Genomic DNA, 15,692 nt, shown 5'->3' on the forward strand with positions numbered 1-15,692 from the left:
AGGTCATGGGACATCAGGGAAAAACGATGTTCGTATATTACTCGCACTGATTCCTGTTGGGAAGTGGCGGGTCGCCCACTCTGAGGTGCCTGCCCTGGCGGCCCATTACGAACTGCCTGTGGCGCGCTTGCGCTCCTCGAGTTCCTTCCCGAGCGTGACGAGCGCATCGATGGCGTCCCGGTACAGCCTGTCCCGCCAACCCCGTCGCTCATAGGTGCCGTATCGCTTCACGTGCTGCTCGCCGAGCGTGAAGTTACGCATCCCAACGTCCACGGTGACGCTTCCATGTGGCGCATCGATGACGACCCCGTACGGTGTACCCGTGCGCATTGACCAACCTTTGGGGAGCTTGAGTGTCACACTCATGGATCCAGTCTCCTCGTGCACGAGATTGAACCCACAGGCCTCTCTCCATCAAGAATTCTGTTTATTGTCGGCATTTTTTCTGTTTTGATGGCGTTTAAGCGCCACCGCGCCCCGGCTAATAATTTTTAATAAGGTGCCATTATATGTGGCACACGAAATGTTGAGCCCATATTTTGTCGGATCCGGCCGGGATTCTTGCCGCTTAATCAAATCTTACGGGATATCCCAATTTCCTCTTCGTTTCCAGCGGCGGAAACGAAAAAGGCGGCCACGATGGGCCGCCTCTTTCTCAACTACCGTCATACGCGTTCGACGCGCAGACGACCACTGACCACCACGACCGCCACCGGTTGCCCGGCCGCGAAGTCGCTACCGTCGTCGACGGTCTGAACGACCGTAAGCAAGCGCTTGTCTTGCGTGCGGACGATCAGCTCGACGCCCGGCACCTTGCTGACAACGCTTCCCGCTGCGTAGCCGACGGCGGCGCCGACAGCCCCGCCGATGAGCTTAGCCTGGCTATTGTGATGCCCCATACCGACCAGCGTGCCGATAAGCCCGCCAGCAGTCACGCCCAACTGGCGAGACGAGCCCGAATCGATCATGACCGGGCGAACGTGGAGGACCTGCCCGAGTATGGCCGTACCGCCGCTCCGCAACGCGTCGCCCGAGTTGTATGTCGATGCCGACCTCGAGACGGGTTCCCCGTATTGGGTCAGGGGACCATACGGCTGAGCGCAAGCGCAAAGAGCAAGCAGCATTACCATGGCGAACACTGCACGGCCCATGTTTGCGAACGATTTCATATCAACCTCCAAGGACAAATGACCCACGACCAACAGCACCTAGCCATTGGCAGCATGTCGTTACAAGGAATCACGACGCGAAATGCGTCAACGAATTAGTACCGGCTACCACCGCGAACGCTCCGGCCAACCGCGTTAAGCGCTGTACCGAGGAAACGAAACACGAGGAGAGCGAGCACCACGACGATCAGCAGGACGCCGATCAGCATCAAACCGGAAGAAGCGTAGCCATGCCCGCCCAAACTGCGCATGGCATCGCCGACCAGGTGGTAGATCACCGAGCGGATGACGGCATCGGCCACCATCGAGCCCAAACCGTGGCCACCGTAGAACATATGGGAATGGAACATGTAAGCCTCCAGATTGAAAAAATCGAAGACTTACTCCCTCAAGGGACTAAAGCCCCCGAGGGATGAACCACAGAACGTGCAAGCCGCCGAAGGCAGGACTTGAGAAAAGGCTGGATATGGCCCAGCTACCAGCAAGGTCCGCAGACCTCAAAAAGCGGTTTGATTCTACTCCGACAACTTCCCAATGGGAAGCTTCCGCACACAGACCATTAGGTCAGCGTGAGGTTCTTCAGCGACGGGAGATGCACCACGAGCCACGCGGGGAAGCCCTTGTGGTCGATGTAGAGATAGAGACCGATGAGCAGGCCGATGAAGGCCGCATGCGTCATGTTGCTGACGCGGGCCGCCACGAAATGCAGCACTTCTGCGCCCATCACGAGAGACAGCGAAAAGACCGTCAGCAGCACAAAAATCAGCGTTGACGAACTAAGCACTAACCCATTCATGATTTACCACTCCCCGAGTCCATGCCGGTGATTGTTGGGGGCTCGATCCTGCGTGGCTCTGAAGCCAACTGCTTTTGCTCGTTCAGCAGGCCTCGCGCGGCAGATGATTGCTGATGCCCCGAAAAAATTCTTGATTTTCTACCTCAGGTGGCAAGCCTGAACCGCCCTCTATGCTATACCTTTGTTCACCGAGCTAACAATCCGTCAAATTGTTTCCGTCATGTCCGATAGTCCCACGCTATCACTTGGCCGGAAGCGTAGCTTCATTCCAGCAAAAAACCGCGCGAAACCTCCGCGCGGCTCGTGCCCTCAGGTGATCAAGCGAATGGATGGAACAGCAATCCGATTGCCTGCGCCGCGATCGGCACCCCAGCCACAACAGCCAGGATTACGAACGCCCGCACCGCCTCTTGCTTGGTCTTTCCCTTCTTGATGCCATACCTCGCGATAGCGGCTAGGCATAGCAGTATCACCACGTAGATGCCAAGATTGCTTCCCATCGTGATCTCCCGTAAGACTCGTATGGAAATCCCGTCCAGCCACGCCGGACAGGAGCGCTACTCGCGGCCAGGTTAGCCAGACAGCGAGTCATCTATTGTGGCGCAATTTTCGAGCGCCGGCGGAAACCCGCCGCCTGCTGCCTAACGGATCTGTACCTCGATCCTTTTGAGCACTTCGAGTTGCTGCACCGCCCGCGCGTACCACCAGGCTCGTCTTGATGCATGATGCTCCGCCTGAACCCCGCTGCGCTGCTCCCGCTCGACCCATGAGCGCAGCCCATCCCATGCCGGTGACGACAGGAAGTACTCTTGCCTGACCGCCGGCGAATCGAGCTCGGCTGTCACCGTCGGAATACCGAATTCGTCTGCCAGTTGAGCGGCATCCGCCGCATTGAATCCGGCCAGAAAGATTCCCGGCTCGTTCTCACCACGAAACAGCCACCAGCCTTCTTGCGCGGCGCCCGGATCGTGCGCAGCATCGGCCGTACGCTTCAGCACCGCGAGGTGGAGCGGCACACCTTCGCCGGTCGATCGGCAGCAGATAAACGGCACGCTCGTCGAGGCGACTACTCCTTCAAATCCACGCCCCGCCACGCATGTCTGATGAAACACATCGGACTTCTCCATGCGCGTTTCCTCCCTTGAAAATTCCGACATTTATCCACAGATCCTGTGGGTATCTCTGTGGGTAATACCCCGCGAACCGGCCTATCTAGGCGCCTGTTCTGGGCGTTTGTTACTTTGCTCACTACTGCACCAACCGCGCCAACCCTGTTTCGTCAAATCGTTCTCAACAGGAAGTTCGGCTTACTATGCTTGACCAGTCCGTGCCCGCCCGAACATCAGCGCGAGATTCGTCATGTGGACGCCCTGCGCGAGCTTCCACGTTATTGCGCAACCATCATCCTCCGACCACTCTAGCAACCGGTAATCGCGCAATCCGGTCAGTGCCTTCGACGCGCGCATGATCCGCTCTTCCCGCGAACCGTTCGCGCTCCCGAAGGCGAGATCCCCGACACGGCCCGTCCCTCGGATTTCTCCGTACTCGGCCACGACGTTCAATACTTTCCATTCGTCACTACCTAGCGGCAGACCCGTGCCCTGCCCTGCACGGCGTCCGAAACCCTCTGCCCCGCTGTTCCCTGTCATGCACCTGTCCTGTCAACGATCGATGGTCCACGCCGGCCGATTGCCGCCGCGGGCTTCATGGCTTAGCGCCCTTTTATGACAATCAGAATACGTCCTTGGCCAACCCGTTCTAGCCCTCACAAATTGGGCTATCGATCTCTAAACGGACGATTCCGGAATGATTTCGGCCCGCGTAATCGTTCCCGGCGAGAAGCGGACGGGCCCGGCCTTCACGTCGACCTGCAGCACGCCCTTGTTGCACGCCAGCCAGAGCACACCGTCGACGGTCGCAATGCTGTCACCAGACGCTTTCGACAAGTGCCGGCAGAGATTCATACAAGCCTCGAATCGGACCGCTGCCGGCCGGCGCGGCTTGTCGGGTAACCCCGATAGTCTGCAAAGCCAGATGTCGCTCTTGCACACGTCCTGACCGAAGTTCTTTGCGAGCTGGAATTTCGTGTCGTCCCCAATCCATGGCAGTGCCCCGCACCACTCGACGAGCCGCGCCGGATCGTTCAGCGCGAGGACCGCCTGCAGCGCCTCGAAATCGTTGGCTCGCTCAGCCCACGCCCTTTCGATAGCCGCCGCCTTTCCGCGGAACCCGAACCCCTCCACCACTGGTCGGCCCTCACGAATGGCAGTCCAGACTTTTTGCTCGATCGTACGCGCCGCCTGGGCAGATCGCCCAGCGCACAGCACGATCCAGATAATCTCGGCCGCCATCTTCTCCGGAGAGGTCGGGGGCGATCGCCGGTGTGCGGACCACTCGATCATCCGAGCCGCGTCGGGGTCGTTCGCCAAGAGCCACTCTCGGAGCTCAAGATAGAGCGCCGGCGCAATGCGCCTTTCAGGAGCAGGAATTTCGAAGGGAAGCATGGCTTTTCTCTCCGCATAGCAAATGGGCCGCTCGCGCGGCCCACGGGGGTGACTGACACCTTCCTATCTCGGGGCGCAATGCACGTCCCCTATCGTCCATCCTGCGCCCACAAAGTCCTTCCTTCGCGCGGGCATCAGCTTCACCGTGCACTGCTCGCCCATCGCCATCGCTACTGCCCGAGCATTGCCATCCGGTTCGACCGCCGCCGACATCACGATGATCTCGGAAGGTTTGGGCGAGGTGTCACTACGGAACAGAAACGGCGACGCGGCAAGGTACCCCTGCGTCAGTTCAACCGCGGCGGCCAGCGTTCCTGGATACGCGCTGACCATGATCGCGCTTTTCACCTTTTCCCGCGGATCACGTACGGCCGTCACGAGCGTACCCACGCCCTGTCGCATGACCTGTACGCCGCGCGTTTGCACGTCGATCCAGTTCGAGAAATCGGCCTCGTTTCTCACGACAACCTTCGCGGCTGCGCAGAACACTAACGCGCAGACGATCAGAATCGACCCAATCTGCCATCCCAGGTTACCGCGCGGCGGCCGCTCTCTCATTGTCAACCCTGGTTGTCCGACTTTTTGACGTCGCGCGGGCCGGTTCGATCGATCATCACGTAGCCCGATTTGGACGTGAAGTGCTTCCACGTCCAGCCCACCGGCACCTTGACGATCGCGAGGTAGTGGTCCTCGAGGCCGTTCACCGGGAAATCGATCTTTTGACTCACGATCTTGCCCAGCGTGTCCTGCGTAAGCGGCGCCACGTCGCCTTCGAGCTGATGCGGGCCCGGCTGCGACGAGAACGGGACGATTTCGTAGAAAACGTACTTGCCGTTCTCCTGCGTTACCTTCAGGCGGGCGTAGTACTTCCCGTCGGCGTCCAGCGCCGAGTACGTCCCAACGAGGCTCTCCGGAGCCTGCGAGACCGATTCGTCTTTGTGCGAACACGCCGCGAGAAGCGCGACAACGACCACCATCAGCAAATTCTTCATGCTTGTCCTCTTCTTGTCGAAATGTGGTCATGGCGATGACCATCATCCCCAGTTTACCGAAGAGTGATCTCGCCTCAAGCGGCCTCGGCTACCTCATCGATCGCCTGATCGATCACGCTCACGGGAGGTGACACGCCCAGTTCCGTGTCGAACTGGCGAGCTCTCGCGCGAAGGCTGGGCTCTGCATCCCGATATTCCTGCTCTTCCATGAGGATCGGGTGCCCGGTCTGAGGGTGAATCACGAGCCAGCGGTCGGCAATTGCCGCTCTGGCCGATTTCAGGATCCGGCGGACTGCCGGCGAGCCGATCCGGCGCCGAATATTGACCCAGGGTGACCCGGTCCATTCGGGCGACTGGCAGATCCGGTAAGCGAACTTTGTCGCGACCGAAACGATCGCGGCTGACTCGGGCGCACATCGTGTGATCTCCCACTCTCCCATGTTGAATGCCAGGTTGAGCGAGATCATCCCCGCGAACTTCCACAGTCGTTCGACGTTCTCCTCTGTCAGATCGGTATCGAGGCCACGCCGCGCATGCATGGGACGAACGCCGTTGGACGCGATGGCCTCGGAGTCGGCTGCTATCGCACGGGGCAGTTCGGATTCACTCTTCGAGAAGGAAGCACGCGGAGCGCAGTAGCCCACCACGTCGTAGTACTGGCTGACACGGCCAAGCACCATCGTCGTCACACGCCGGACGTCGACCACGTTGGTACGGTCAGCCATTGCGAGCGCAGCGCGCACCCGCGTGGTATCCAGCCGCGTCATGCGCCCGAAGTGCAGCGCTTTCTCGAGCGTCGGCAACGAAGACATGGGGAGATTGGACGGTTGTTCCCGAACGGGCATTGAGATCCTCGGTACGTGCCGCTATTGGCTCTAAACAATCGCCTTCCATTGGACAGCGATCGCGGAGCGCGAGATAGCGCAAGACGTGGCCTAACCGCGTACTCTTTCGGTCCCGGAGTTATTCCCGCGTACTTGGAGCGAGCGGCACGCCGCATCGAGCGATCGGAAAAGCCCGGTGCTGAACTCATTCAGTTCAAGCACCATGTGCTTCTTCCTGACCTTCAACCCGCCTTCCAATATCCAGCTCTGGCGCGTCGCGCCGGTAACCGTGAAGGCACGCACCTGCGTCGGCACTCCCTCAATTTTCTTGCCAAGATTATCCGTCGGCATGAAGTTGAAGCTCGCTGCGTATAGAACGTCCATGTAGATATGAGAAGTCCAGACTAGACGTGATATCGGCATAGGTCTGGAGAGGTTTAGACAGAAGATTGGTTCGCTCGTAGAATGATTTCCTACAGGAACTTTCAGCGCCATACCGCGTTGTGCGGCCGGCTCACCACTCGGATGAAAAAACGCGGAATCGGCCGGAAACGGACACCACCGACGGCGTCTCGGGCACTCGCCCCGATCATCGGATCCTTTCCTATGTCTCAGGAGCGAATCTCGATCGCTACCGCCTGGCACATTGCACTCGACCAGATCAAGCGGGGTACCGGGCGAAGAAACGAAGTGGAGATCGTCGCGGATGCGCTGAACCTCGCTCTAATCCTCTGCGAACGGGGACATTTCCCGCATCTGATCGAAAATGTGAAAGAGGCTCAGGAGGCTTTTGTGGGCTGGCTGGACAGTGGCCCACGCCGCGGGAACTGGCGCATGAGTGACGAACCTCTCGACGCCTCATGCACAGCAATTGCGGTGCTGGACGCTCAGATCGCAACGGCGCCGACCGAGGACATTCTCCTGTCTCAGCAAGAAATCCAGCGGCGCATCATGCAGGGAGATGTGAACAGCGGACAAGACAACAAAATGCAGCAAGCGGCCTGATCGGCCACTTCGCTAGCTAGGCCAAACTAACTTTCAGTCGGCGTGTCTGCCCGGCACGAATCCCTGAAGCATCGCGTTGGCGAACGCGGCAAATTCAGGATCGGCATGAAGCGTCCGGTAGAGATCCATCAGATTCGGGTGGGACTTATCAAGCATCAGCTGGGCGATCAGCCCCGATGCCCGACGCGTCGCTTCCGCCTCGAGATAGACCGGCACGGCCTTTTGCAGGAGCTTCATCAGACCATCAGGGTCCTCGCGCCACACTTCGACGAAGTTAAGTGCGACCGGCTCACCAACAGTAAAATCGACGCGGTTCCCGTTGCGGAATTGAAGGGCAACGTTCGCGGCCCCCTTTTTCAGTTCAATCAGATCCACCACTGCCTCCATCGTTGTTCGAGACCAGACGCCAGATCCACTTCGACGTCAGCATGACCCACCAGATAGCGCCCACCACGCCGCCACCCGCCGCGGCGAACCAACCAAAGCGATCCACCGGCTGTTGAGCCGCGCATGCCACGACGACCAGGCCAATCGCGCCGCCGCCCCCGAACGCAACGGCCGCAATGGGACCGAGAAGCGGGCTTTCTTCACTCGACATACCCTGCACGATCGCCATGACAAGCAGCATGCAGAATGTAACGACCACCACACTGCCCTCGATCGTGCCAAGCGCGATCCCTAGGATGAACACGCTGACGAGGCAGCATAGCGTGCGCAGACTTTGCGCCGGCGTGCTGAAACACTGCTCGCGGGTCGCCTTCGCGATATTCGATAGCTTGCTCGTAACCATCATTGCTCCACGCCGGGCATTAGGTATTCCCAGGGTTGCGGCCGTAGATCACCCGGAAGACGCAGCGGATGTTCCGGATAGCCGCTTTCAGTCAGCCGCAGCAAATGGAGTGGCAGGCCGAGCCGGAGAATATCCCGGAACCGTGCGTCCATGAGGCGACGCGTCTTTGCCTTCCCTTTTGGCGTACCCCACGCCGCGATCAGCATGCCACCACGGGACAGACAAAATTCTGCGGCGACGCGCAGCGCTTCGTCGGCCATCGGACCGATCGGATCATCCATTGCTGCCAGGTTGTCCGCATCAGTAGCAATGCCAGTCGCCGCGTTCACGAAGATCAGGTCGCTAGCCCCGACGCAGGCCGCGAACGAAATACCGCGGCGCACGGTTGGGTCGTTCGCGACAAACCCGGCCCGGCTGGGGTTGTGGAGGATGAATCCGACCGGGACTCCGAACATGGCGAGTCGACGCCGCAACCAGACCCGATGTTGTGGGTCCGAAAAATGGGCGTTTTCCTCGACCCAATCCGGGATCTCGACTTCCATAGATGGTTTCATGGCCTTGGGAGGTGCGCTGTAGCGGTTCCGATTACCTTCGGTTCCTCACTTCTTGATAGGAAGCATTCTAGCCGATGGCTCCGCTCAGGGGGGCGCCGATGCTGAACATAGGGCATCGTTGCTGCCCCCAAATGTGGGCGTCGATTTCGACGTATAGGTAAGCCGATCCTGCGAGTTCGGCGCGATGCAAGAAAAAATCCCCGGGGGAAAAGGCCGGGGATTGCGTACGACTCTTAATACATCGACGGGCCGATTACTGACCCGCGCCGACTACAGGCGTCGTTTGCGGCACGTAGCCCGGCCCCGTGACGAGCGCGAGGCTTCGCTGGTTCGTCGACACCTTGGCGTCGATGTTCGACACGTAGCCGTTGTAGGCCGTGCAGGCGCCGCCCGACGTGAAGAGGTTGGGCTCACCCGGTGCCAGCGGGAAGCGCGTGAAATACGGCGTGTAGTTGCCGCTCGCGCAGTCCGCGTGACCGTACTCCCACAGCATAAACTGGTGCATGTCCGCATACGGCGGCACGTTCGCGTTCGCCGCTTCCAGCGTAGCCAGCGTGTACGTAGCCGACGTGTTGAACGTGCCACTCTGCCACTGGCCGATGTTAATGGCCGTACCGTTCGGCAGCGTCGTCGATGCTTGGCCGGTCAGTTGACTCTGCGAGAGCACTTGCTCGACCACCGACGACGGCAGATCGTATTTGACACCGTAGGCTTCGACGGCGTTCAAAGCGTCTGCGTAGGCGTTCAGCGTGTCGCCCGACGAGCCCGGCACCAGCGCGAGGTAGTCAACGCCCGCCGTATTCGTGTCCTGCGGGAGAATCGAGTCGCTGAACCCGATCAGCGGCAGCACCATGCCTGCAGCGCTCGTGTAGGCGTGCGCCAGCGTGCCGCCCGTCGAAGCCACCTGCGTCATGCGCTGCGAAGCCACATGGCTGAGCGGCGTGATCACGAAGTTGTCGAAGGCCGTCGTGATGTACGGCGTCACGAGTTCCAGCGAACCGTTCGTCTGAGTCGTCTTGTCGGCCGTCGAGGTGAACGTGCCGCCCGTTGCCACGAAGCGGACATAACTAGCCGTCGCATACGGCGCCTGATTCAGCGTCATGCTGAACGTGCCGTCCGTGCCGGTCGTTGCAGTGCCAATGAGCGCGCCGTTCGAGCCGTCCGCGTTCACCAGATATGCGGCCACGGTCGCGCCGCTCGTCACACCGCTGTTGTACACTTGGCCGGTGACCGTCGTGGTCGACGCGCCGGGCGCTTGCTGATTGGTGTACGGGTTCAACGGAACCTGCGCTGCCGGCGTCGAGCTCGCGCCGCTTGCGGGGGCCGCGCCGCTCGAGCTGCCGCCACCACCGCCGCCACCGCACGCAGCCAGGGCCGCAGAAGCAATCAACGAAGCCAAAATCAGGTTCTTCTTCATGTTCATGTTCTCTCCGGGTTTGAAGTCCAACTGAGTTCAGTATCTCAGGTCAGACCGCGGTTTCTAGCCCCCTTAAACGCGGGCATCGCATGTGAGGACATAGAACTCCAGCGCGGCCTTGTGGCCTAGCTCGTCGGAATCCCTCATCCGAATTTCAACTGGTACCTTATCGGCTGTTTTCCTTGATTCTTTAATTCCTGTCAGGAAAAGGTAAGAGTCCACCCTGGCTCGCGTCGCGACGCCTACCTCGGCCATGTTCTCGGAGCACCCTTCATCTTTTTCGCCTTCAGATCGGCGCGGCCGATCCGGATGCCCTGATAGAGCGCGAAAATGCCCGTGAGGATCGCCCGCATTGGCACGTTGCTGACGTAGGTGTAGTACGCGGACATGGCGAGAAATACGACCAGCCACACCAGCCGGTACTGTTGCCGGTACAAGAAGTAACTCGCTACAAGAGCCAAGCTGGCGATGATCTCGACCCCAATATCCATCCGGGAATAGTGTAGTAACGACATATCCATCTCGTACTCCAACAAATCGGTCTATCTACTGGCCGCCTTTTCGGGCGCCCGATCACTGTTCAAACTGTGGGGAACGCGGATGCAGCAGCCTGCAATCCGTCGGTGACATCTTTGCGCACAACTTGCCCAGATCCACGTGCGTGCCGGCGCGGATCACGCCTTCCTTGCCCTTGAGGCCACGGTAGACCGCGCGGTATTGAAACCAGCCCTCCTGTGCCCGGACGAACCAGACCTGCCCGACATGACCCACCTGATCTGGCCGAATCAAGCCCAAATCAAAGGCCACCGCCGGAGACATCACGCCGTCGGCCTGTTGCTCGAACTGGACCTGGTGAAAGAGCCACATGGCAATTCCCACCCCGATAGCTAACGGAATCAGCCAGCTAACCGCCGTTCTGACGGTACGCTGGGTTCCGCCCTTATCGTTGAGGCTTCCGCCCACCTGCAGCACCGCTTGTTTCTCCATCTGAATTCAGAACTCGAATGGCTTAGCCGATCATGCCGCGATCGGGATAATCGGAAGCACGGCACGGGGCGCACGCTCCGGTTCCACGACGAGGATCTTCCCTTGCGGGAACTCCTGGCGCTGAAGCGCCTTCGGCCACTGTCCGACGTCAACCCCCTTGCCCGTGAACTTGACCCGTTCGCCGGCCCGCGTCGGGAAATGCCCCATCTGCTTCATGAAGAACGGAACGCCAGCCTCGCTCGCCTGCTCCGCCAGAGACTCGGCCCATTCCAGCTTGTATTCGCGGGGCTTACGGCCTTGGCGACTCTCCCCTTCGGTGATGATCCAGTCGAGCATGTCGATTGCCCGCTTGCCCGCGTGCTGCCCGCTTCCAATCTGGAAGGACAGGTCGAGAGCTCCGAGGCCCGGTCCGTGACTGATCCCCTTGACAACCGTTTCCAGATCGGCAAGTTTCGGGACGTCACGCTCGGCCTCCTCTTGGTTCACAACCGTCGAGATGATCCAGACGTTCGGATAGCCCGTGCCCCAATCCGGCGGCAGCATGCGCTTTGCATTCCCGATCCGCTTCGTTACCAGCAACCACGTCAGATTCGGCGTGCGTGCGAACAGGCTCCACGCATCGGCTCGCCACTCGTCCGGCACTTCGTTGTCGAACATGTCCGCCTGCGTGTTCCAGAACACCGGCCAGAAGCTACCCGCGGCGGCCGCCTGCCGGTTCCATGAGTCCGCCTTCTTCCAGTTCGACAACGCCGTGCGGTGCCGTGGTGCGCCTGGCCCCCAGTGTTTCCCGCCATGAAACCGGAGATCGCCGGCCATTGCGTAGCACGCATCGCAGCCCGGACTGATCTGCGTGCAGCCGATCCAGCCATTCAAGCTGGATTTCACATAGGAAATGCCCGTTTCGATTGCCATGCCCGCCTCGCCTATCTTTTCGCGCCCGCGCGCCTAATCGACGCGCTCCTTCGCTGACCCGAAGTTGAACAGAACCCCGGCGGGCCAGAAAGCTGAATAGAATCCGCATTCAGGGGGTGTTTCCGCCGGCACGTCTACTGTTGAGAACCGCTACATCAGGCACTCCTCCGGGGATTCAATGATCCGGGCATCCGCCAGCATCATCTTGAGGTTCCCAGCCAGCGGCGAGATGTCGAGCCATAGCCGGGCCCGTGTCATCGCTACGTACAGCAAGCGCGTCTCTTCTTCTGTCAGCTCGATCCGGTTGGTTTCCTTGTCAACGTAGAATTTGAAATCCCCTTCAACGCGGACGGAATCGAACTCCAGCCCCTTCGCCTTGTGCGCCGTGCTGATCGTGATGTCCGCATGCCGATCCGGCACGGACGCTCGAACCATCTCCTCGAGCAGATCCGGGCCGTGGTCGTCGATCAGTTTCACGTAGGGAGCGATCTCCCGGCCCGCGAAGCTCTCGGCGTAGTCCTGGACCTCCATCCAGTCGCGGAACAACGCCAGCGACTTCGGCGAATCCGGCGACACGCCGCACATGAGCTGACGCGCCGCCTCACAGAAACTCCGGATCTCGGAGATGTTGGCCCGTAGCGCGACCCGCCGCCCCGCGCGCAGTTCGTCGGCCATCTGTGCGACGGCTGTTGCATTCGTGCGGCATAGGACGGCTTTCACGGGGATATCGAGGTCGGGCGTCTCGTCGATCACGACCGAGTGGATCGAATCCTGCCCTCGGATCGGCGTCGTCTCGCCCAGCTTTCTAAGCACCAAGGACGACACGTCGGCAATGCTCTTTCCGAACCGGAAAGATTCGGTGAGCCACGTCTCCGGCGCTTCGACACGCTGCATCGCGTCGACGCTGCCTCGAAACTCCATGATCTGCTGGTGCGGATCTCCGGCATAGATGACCTGCGCGTGGTACTGGCCTCCGAGAATCGACAACATCACGTCATCGCTGTCCTGAGCCTCGTCGAGCAGGATGTATCGTGCTTCGATCTCCGGTTCGGACAATTGCCAGATCTTGAGATATACGTCGTGATTGATCCGATAGGGGCTCGTCGGGCTCTGGAACTCGGCCCACAGCGCCTGCACGTACGGCATCAATTCGTGCTGCACCTGCTCCATCGCCTCCGGCACGATCACCGGATTCCAGTCCAGATGTCGCTGGGATGGGGCGAGATCAGCAGACTTGCAAAATCGGGCTACCGCATCGTTCACCATCTGCGCGAGGTGATATCCGGTCAACTCGACCAAGCGCCCCATGATGTTCGGCACGACAATCGGCTTGAAACCCATCCGGACGCCGAGCAGCTCGATCGTTTCGGTCGTGTTGTTGATCTTGCCCGTGATGCTCGGCGGCAGGCTCCGGTATGCGAGTGCATGGAATGTGCTGCACGTTACGGACTTGGGCAGCTTTTGCCGGGCCTCCGCGGCGTTCTCCCGACCGAATACCAGGTAGACGCCACGGGCCTTGCCCTTGGTCGTCGCGATCATGTTCAGCAAGGACGTCTTGCCCGACCCCGCCCGGGCAATGACCTTGAATGATGCGCCAGTCATGGAGAGGTCAATGGCCGCACCCTGTTCCAAAGTAGGCTTGAGTTTCATCATGCCGGTTCGGGCACGTGATTGCGGAGAAACGACTTGAACGCTTTGGCATCCATCGGCTTGCCGAGCAGGTATCCCTGAACCTGGTCGCACCGGAGCTCGCGAAGCTTTTCCAACTGGCTTCGCGTCTCGACACCCTCGGCCACAACCTGCATTTTTAGCGTGTGGGCCAGCCCGATGATGGCAGAGACAATCGCGTATCCCTCGTCGCCGTGATCGTCCAACCCGCGTGTGAAAAAGCGGTCTATTTTCAGCTGCCGCGCACGGAATCGCTGCAAGTACGCGAGGCTCGAATAGCCGGTACCGAAATCGTCGATGGCAATATCGAACCCAGCCGCCTGAAACTCCCGAATGCTTGCCGAAGTTTCCTCTGCGACCTCCATCGCCACCGTTTCTGTGATCTCGAACATGAGCCTGTTCGCGTCAAGCCCATGGTTCTCCACGATGCTCTTGACCGCCTGGACCAGCCCCTGCTGCTTTAGTTGCTGGGGCGACAGGTTCACCGCAAGGCGAACCGGCGGTAAGCCTTCCCGGTCCCATTCCCGGATTTGAATGCAGGCCTGCTCGACGACCCAGTTCCCGATCTGGTTGATGAGGCCCACGCTCTCCGCAACCGGAATGAATTCAAGCGGAGGAACAACACCGAGGTCTTGATGCGTCCACCGGATCAGCGCTTCAGCGCCCTCGATGGACCGACCGTCGCCTCCGAACTTCGGCTGGAAATGCAGCCGGAATCCGTCACTCTCAAGAGCGTCCTGAAGCGCATGTTGGATCTGCAAGCGGCGAAGGGGGCTCGCCTGCATGTCCTGGCTATAGATCCGATAAGCGTTGCCGCCCGCCGATTTCGCAGCGGACATCGCCCGACCTGCATTCTTGAGCAGGACATCGGCCGTATCGCCGTCCATCGGCCCAACCGCGACCCCGATCGATAACGTGACCCGGAGGACGTCGCCCGTATCGAGGTGAATTCCCTGTCGAGCATGCGCCACGAGCTTCCGCGCGAATTCGAAAACGTGTTCCGAAGTTGAGTCCGGCACTGCAATCGCGAACTCGTCGCCCCCGATTCTGCCGACCGCACAGCCTGGGGGCGCTACGGTGATCAGCCTGGCGCCAAGTTCACGAAGTAGGCTGTCGCCCAGCGCGAACCCGTACGATTCGTTGAACACCTTGAACGAGTCGATGTTGATGTAGAGCACATGCAGATTGGAATCCTTGACACGCGCTTTGTCGATCTCGCTCTGCACCCTGCGGTATATGTTTCCCCGGTTCGGCAGAGACGTCAGATCGTCGAATAACGCGAGAATTCTCAGCCGCCGGCGGGCTTCGTCCAGTGAGGACGTCAGGTTCATGCGTTCGCGCTCATGCCGGAACTCGAGGATCGAAAGCGCCAACGTGAGGAAGACAACAAAGATGGAGATAATGATGACGGCATATCCGCTGCGATCCGGTTGGAAAGCGTGAATCGCACGAGAGGCAGCGTTCGGCGAGACCTTGACGGCGCATAGCGCGATGTAGTGACTGCCACCGATTGCGGTGCCGATCAGAATGCTGGCAATGGCGCGGCGGACTATCGACAGGTGGGGCCCCGCTCCTACCAGCCGAATACGGGCCGATAGTGCTGCTGTCGTGGCAGCGATGGCCACAATGACCGCACAGACAAACACCACCTTGGAAAATTCGACGTGCGGCTCGATCCTTAGCGACTGAACTCCAAGAAAGCTGACCACGGAAATCCCGAGGCCTGTCGCAAGCCCGGTCATAGTGATCAGGCGCCGGGTCTGATACGGCCGGGTTGATACCTCGAGCGTCAAACCTGCGATCCCCAACGCTACGAGGAACGACTGGGCGGTTATCCACTCGCTATAACCGACTGGAAACGGAAGCGAGTACGCTAGCATGCCGATGAACTGCGACGCCCAAAGTCCTGTCGCGAACGCAAATGTGCCGACAGCCAGCCATCGAATCCTGGTGGCGCGGTCTCGCGCCGCCCGGATTCGGCCGCTAATGTCCAGTGCCGTGTAGGACGAGAAGGCGGCAACGACCATCGACATCGCGACGAGGAGGGCATTTTGCGTACCGATCACCATCAGTC

At 60.1% G+C, this 15,692-nt stretch carries 22 protein-coding genes; 1 reads left to right on the forward strand and 21 read right to left on the reverse strand.

Annotation, left to right across the window (positions count from 1 at the left end; translation table 11 throughout):
* Positions 1 to 105: 105 nt before the first annotated feature.
* The 12 genes from L810_RS13170 to L810_RS13225 form a co-directional block, all read right to left on the reverse strand.
* Complete coding sequence (locus L810_RS13170; protein WP_051392231.1) at positions 106 to 366, reverse strand: hypothetical protein; 261 nt, start codon at positions 364 to 366, stop codon at positions 106 to 108.
* A gap of 299 nt (positions 367 to 665) precedes the next feature.
* Positions 666 to 1,169 (reverse strand): membrane protein, encoded by a 504-nt coding sequence (locus L810_RS13175; protein ID WP_042974654.1) that lies wholly within the window; start codon positions 1,167 to 1,169, stop codon positions 666 to 668.
* A 95-nt stretch (positions 1,170 to 1,264) separates the two neighbouring features.
* Positions 1,265 to 1,519 carry a hypothetical protein gene (locus L810_RS13180; protein WP_021158848.1) on the reverse strand — a complete coding sequence of 85 codons (255 nt, stop codon included), beginning with the start codon at positions 1,517 to 1,519 and terminating at the stop codon, positions 1,265 to 1,267.
* A 209-nt stretch (positions 1,520 to 1,728) separates the two neighbouring features.
* Positions 1,729 to 1,953 carry a hypothetical protein gene (locus L810_RS13185; protein ID WP_131754423.1) on the reverse strand — a complete coding sequence of 75 codons (225 nt, stop codon included), beginning with the start codon at positions 1,951 to 1,953 and terminating at the stop codon, positions 1,729 to 1,731.
* A 329-nt stretch (positions 1,954 to 2,282) separates the two neighbouring features.
* Positions 2,283 to 2,465, reverse strand: coding sequence for a hypothetical protein (locus tag L810_RS13190; RefSeq protein ID WP_025496474.1), 183 nt, complete (start codon positions 2,463 to 2,465; stop codon positions 2,283 to 2,285).
* Between the two features lie 141 nt (positions 2,466 to 2,606).
* Positions 2,607 to 3,092 (reverse strand): hypothetical protein, encoded by a 486-nt coding sequence (locus L810_RS13195; RefSeq protein ID WP_042974379.1) that lies wholly within the window; start codon positions 3,090 to 3,092, stop codon positions 2,607 to 2,609.
* Between the two features lie 183 nt (positions 3,093 to 3,275).
* The gene (locus tag L810_RS13200) at positions 3,276 to 3,614 is read right to left on the reverse strand and encodes a hypothetical protein (protein WP_042974381.1); all 339 of its coding nucleotides are present in this window, start codon (positions 3,612 to 3,614) and stop codon (positions 3,276 to 3,278) included.
* 138 nt (positions 3,615 to 3,752) lie between these two features.
* The gene (locus L810_RS13205; RefSeq protein WP_042974382.1) at positions 3,753 to 4,469 is read right to left on the reverse strand and encodes a hypothetical protein; all 717 of its coding nucleotides are present in this window, start codon (positions 4,467 to 4,469) and stop codon (positions 3,753 to 3,755) included.
* Between the two features lie 63 nt (positions 4,470 to 4,532).
* Positions 4,533 to 5,033 carry a hypothetical protein gene (locus tag L810_RS13210; protein ID WP_373453097.1) on the reverse strand — a complete coding sequence of 167 codons (501 nt, stop codon included), beginning with the start codon at positions 5,031 to 5,033 and terminating at the stop codon, positions 4,533 to 4,535.
* Entirely contained in the window at positions 5,030 to 5,461 is a 432-nt protein-coding gene (locus L810_RS13215) for a hypothetical protein (protein ID WP_021158854.1), read from the reverse strand. Before L810_RS13215 ends, L810_RS13210 begins: the two co-directional genes overlap by 4 nt.
* Before the next feature lie 74 nt (positions 5,462 to 5,535).
* The gene (locus L810_RS13220; protein WP_042974385.1) at positions 5,536 to 6,273 is read right to left on the reverse strand and encodes a hypothetical protein; all 738 of its coding nucleotides are present in this window, start codon (positions 6,271 to 6,273) and stop codon (positions 5,536 to 5,538) included.
* Positions 6,274 to 6,396: 123 nt separating this feature from the next.
* Positions 6,397 to 6,669: a hypothetical protein gene (locus L810_RS13225; protein ID WP_042974388.1), complete on the reverse strand. Its 273-nt coding sequence runs from the start codon at positions 6,667 to 6,669 to the stop codon at positions 6,397 to 6,399.
* 222 nt (positions 6,670 to 6,891) lie between these two features.
* Here L810_RS13225 and L810_RS13230 point away from each other — a divergent pair, with 222 nt between their 5' ends.
* Entirely contained in the window at positions 6,892 to 7,290 is a 399-nt protein-coding gene (locus tag L810_RS13230) for a hypothetical protein (protein WP_042974390.1), read from the forward strand.
* Between the two features lie 33 nt (positions 7,291 to 7,323).
* Here L810_RS13230 and L810_RS13235 read toward each other — a convergent pair whose 3' ends face one another.
* The 9 genes from L810_RS13235 to L810_RS13275 form a co-directional block, all read right to left on the reverse strand.
* Positions 7,324 to 7,665, reverse strand: coding sequence for a hypothetical protein (locus L810_RS13235; protein WP_021158857.1), 342 nt, complete (start codon positions 7,663 to 7,665; stop codon positions 7,324 to 7,326).
* Complete coding sequence (locus L810_RS43975) at positions 7,652 to 8,080, reverse strand: hypothetical protein (RefSeq protein ID WP_021158858.1); 429 nt, start codon at positions 8,078 to 8,080, stop codon at positions 7,652 to 7,654. The genes L810_RS13235 and L810_RS43975 overlap by 14 nt, the downstream gene beginning before the upstream one ends.
* Positions 8,080 to 8,622 (reverse strand): DUF1643 domain-containing protein, encoded by a 543-nt coding sequence (locus tag L810_RS13245; protein ID WP_155836178.1) that lies wholly within the window; start codon positions 8,620 to 8,622, stop codon positions 8,080 to 8,082. Before L810_RS13245 ends, L810_RS43975 begins: the two co-directional genes overlap by 1 nt.
* A 265-nt stretch (positions 8,623 to 8,887) precedes the next feature.
* Entirely contained in the window at positions 8,888 to 10,057 is a 1,170-nt protein-coding gene (locus L810_RS13250; protein WP_021158859.1) for a hypothetical protein, read from the reverse strand.
* 236 nt (positions 10,058 to 10,293) lie between these two features.
* A complete protein-coding gene (locus L810_RS13255) occupies positions 10,294 to 10,572 on the reverse strand; it encodes a hypothetical protein (protein ID WP_155836180.1) in 279 nt (92 codons plus the stop codon).
* A gap of 52 nt (positions 10,573 to 10,624) precedes the next feature.
* Positions 10,625 to 11,038: a hypothetical protein gene (locus tag L810_RS13260; RefSeq protein WP_042974398.1), complete on the reverse strand. Its 414-nt coding sequence runs from the start codon at positions 11,036 to 11,038 to the stop codon at positions 10,625 to 10,627.
* A 30-nt stretch (positions 11,039 to 11,068) separates the two neighbouring features.
* The gene (locus L810_RS13265) at positions 11,069 to 11,950 is read right to left on the reverse strand and encodes a DUF5131 family protein (RefSeq protein WP_021158862.1); all 882 of its coding nucleotides are present in this window, start codon (positions 11,948 to 11,950) and stop codon (positions 11,069 to 11,071) included.
* 150 nt (positions 11,951 to 12,100) lie between these two features.
* Positions 12,101 to 13,603 (reverse strand): 3'-5' exonuclease, encoded by a 1,503-nt coding sequence (locus L810_RS13270; RefSeq protein WP_021158863.1) that lies wholly within the window; start codon positions 13,601 to 13,603, stop codon positions 12,101 to 12,103.
* Positions 13,600 to 15,687, reverse strand: a complete 2,088-nt coding sequence (locus tag L810_RS13275; RefSeq protein WP_042974399.1) for a putative bifunctional diguanylate cyclase/phosphodiesterase — start codon at positions 15,685 to 15,687, stop codon at positions 13,600 to 13,602. Before L810_RS13275 ends, L810_RS13270 begins: the two co-directional genes overlap by 4 nt.
* Between the last annotated feature and the right edge of the window lie 5 nt (positions 15,688 to 15,692).

The organism is Burkholderia sp. AU4i, from assembly GCF_000466765.1.
Taxonomy (GTDB): domain Bacteria; phylum Pseudomonadota; class Gammaproteobacteria; order Burkholderiales; family Burkholderiaceae; genus Burkholderia; species Burkholderia cepacia.

Excerpts from the sequence above, each read along its gene's own strand:
- L810_RS13170 (WP_051392231.1), bottom strand. The coding sequence starts at position 366 with ATGAGTGTGACACTCAAGCTCCCCAAAGGTTGGTCAATGCGCACGGGT.
- L810_RS13175 (WP_042974654.1), bottom strand. The coding sequence starts at position 1,169 with ATGAAATCGTTCGCAAACATGGGCCGTGCAGTGTTCGCCATGGTAATG.
- L810_RS13180 (WP_021158848.1), bottom strand. The coding sequence starts at position 1,519 with ATGTTCCATTCCCATATGTTCTACGGTGGCCACGGTTTGGGCTCGATG.
- L810_RS13190 (WP_025496474.1), bottom strand. The coding sequence starts at position 2,465 with ATGGGAAGCAATCTTGGCATCTACGTGGTGATACTGCTATGCCTAGCC.
- L810_RS13195 (WP_042974379.1), bottom strand. The coding sequence starts at position 3,092 with ATGGAGAAGTCCGATGTGTTTCATCAGACATGCGTGGCGGGGCGTGGA.
- L810_RS13200 (WP_042974381.1), bottom strand. The coding sequence starts at position 3,614 with ATGACAGGGAACAGCGGGGCAGAGGGTTTCGGACGCCGTGCAGGGCAG.
- L810_RS13205 (WP_042974382.1), bottom strand. The coding sequence starts at position 4,469 with ATGCTTCCCTTCGAAATTCCTGCTCCTGAAAGGCGCATTGCGCCGGCG.
- L810_RS13215 (WP_021158854.1), bottom strand. The coding sequence starts at position 5,461 with ATGAAGAATTTGCTGATGGTGGTCGTTGTCGCGCTTCTCGCGGCGTGT.
- L810_RS13220 (WP_042974385.1), bottom strand. The coding sequence starts at position 6,273 with ATGTCTTCGTTGCCGACGCTCGAGAAAGCGCTGCACTTCGGGCGCATG.
- L810_RS13225 (WP_042974388.1), bottom strand. The coding sequence starts at position 6,669 with ATGGACGTTCTATACGCAGCGAGCTTCAACTTCATGCCGACGGATAAT.
- L810_RS13230 (WP_042974390.1), top strand. The coding sequence starts at position 6,892 with ATGTCTCAGGAGCGAATCTCGATCGCTACCGCCTGGCACATTGCACTC.
- L810_RS43975 (WP_021158858.1), bottom strand. The coding sequence starts at position 8,080 with ATGGTTACGAGCAAGCTATCGAATATCGCGAAGGCGACCCGCGAGCAG.
- L810_RS13245 (WP_155836178.1), bottom strand. The coding sequence starts at position 8,622 with ATGGAAGTCGAGATCCCGGATTGGGTCGAGGAAAACGCCCATTTTTCG.
- L810_RS13250 (WP_021158859.1), bottom strand. The coding sequence starts at position 10,057 with ATGAACATGAAGAAGAACCTGATTTTGGCTTCGTTGATTGCTTCTGCG.
- L810_RS13255 (WP_155836180.1), bottom strand. The coding sequence starts at position 10,572 with ATGGATATGTCGTTACTACACTATTCCCGGATGGATATTGGGGTCGAG.
- L810_RS13260 (WP_042974398.1), bottom strand. The coding sequence starts at position 11,038 with ATGGAGAAACAAGCGGTGCTGCAGGTGGGCGGAAGCCTCAACGATAAG.
- L810_RS13265 (WP_021158862.1), bottom strand. The coding sequence starts at position 11,950 with ATGGCAATCGAAACGGGCATTTCCTATGTGAAATCCAGCTTGAATGGC.
- L810_RS13270 (WP_021158863.1), bottom strand. The coding sequence starts at position 13,603 with ATGATGAAACTCAAGCCTACTTTGGAACAGGGTGCGGCCATTGACCTC.
- L810_RS13275 (WP_042974399.1), bottom strand. The coding sequence starts at position 15,687 with ATGGTGATCGGTACGCAAAATGCCCTCCTCGTCGCGATGTCGATGGTC.